Below are 1162 nucleotides of genomic sequence, written 5' to 3' on the forward strand. Positions count from 1 at the left end.
ACTATCCTCTTGGCTTGCGGAGCCAGGGACCGGAGTTCAAATCTCCGTCAGGACGCTCACTCCTCGCAGTCGCTGCGTTGCAGCGACCGCGTCGTCGTTCGGTCCTGACGTGCCCCACGCTCGCTTCGCTCGCGTGGGACTCCGTCAGGACGCTCACTCCTCACGGCGGCGAGCGGAGCGAGGAGGTTATATACTATAAAATTTCCACGGGGAGTTGGGCGGACGAGTCGGAGCCCGAAACGAGCGAGCGAAGCGAGACCGCACGCCCGGAGCCTCGGCGTGTTCGGCGGCCCGTTCGAGTGTCCGTGCCCGGAACCCGGGCGACGGCGCCGCCAGCCCGTACGCCTTTCGCCCGGGACGACGAGAATGGCCCTCGCGTACGGGACGTGCGCCGGGGGGGAACGACGTCTGCACGCGTCGACGCCCCTCTCACGGGCCACCCGGAGGTACCGTTCGTCGGTCGCCGGCGATCCGGTAGAGCGATCCACGACGCGCGGTTTTCGGCCGCCGATCGGCGCGAACGTCCGGCGCACAGCCACCCGTGGAGTTCGAGATCACCTGTCAGTGCTGCGGACGGAGCATCGAGTGCGACGGCGACGAACCAGACACGACCGTCGACTGCGAGCGCGGGGCGCGCTACGCCGTGGCGATATCGCTGCTCCGGCGGGCGTGATCGCCCGAAGGCGGCTCAGCCAAACCGGGCGATCAACTCGCTCCCCTCGACGTAGGGGAGGTCGTTGCGGTCGGCGTACGCCCGGGCGGCGGTGGGCGAGAGCGCGCCGCCGGTCCCGTCGTCGAGCATCTCGCAGACCACGACGGCGGGTTCGACGCCCGCCGCGTCGGCGAGGGCCAACCCGAGTTCGGTGTGGCCCTCCCGGTCGGCCAGACCGCCTGGCGCGGCCCGGAGCAGGTGGACGTGTCCGGGGGCGCGGAACGACTCGGCGAAGCGCTCGGCGTCGGTCGCGATAGCGCTGCCGGCGCCGTCGCCCGCGATCCGCCGCTCCGTGGCGATCCGTCCCGCGGCGGCCCCGAGTTCGGAGATGGTGAGCGCGCGGTCCTCGTCGGTAATCCCGGTGAACGTCCCCCGGTGGTTCACCGTGATCGAAAACGAGGATCGCTCGTCGTAACCCAACTCGTGGTCCGCGCCGGCCGGATGCGAAAG

At 70.7% G+C, this 1162-nt stretch carries 2 protein-coding genes; one reads left to right on the top strand and one right to left on the bottom strand.

The features are described from left to right. The first annotated feature begins 541 nt into the window (after window positions 1–541). Window positions 542–673: a hypothetical protein gene (locus DP106_RS16445; RefSeq protein WP_269453336.1), complete on the top strand. Its 132-nt coding sequence runs from the start codon at window positions 542–544 to the stop codon at window positions 671–673. A gap of 15 nt (window positions 674–688) precedes the next feature. On the opposite strand, the gene DP106_RS15220 is transcribed toward DP106_RS16445, so the two are convergent. Next, window positions 689–1162, bottom strand: a 474-nt coding sequence (locus DP106_RS15220; protein WP_120086634.1) for a 3,4-dihydroxy-2-butanone-4-phosphate synthase, incomplete at its 5' end; no start/stop codon positions are given.

Origin of the sequence: Halonotius pteroides (assembly GCF_003605635.1) — an archaeon.
Classification (GTDB): Archaea; Halobacteriota; Halobacteria; order Halobacteriales; family Haloferacaceae; genus Halonotius; species Halonotius pteroides.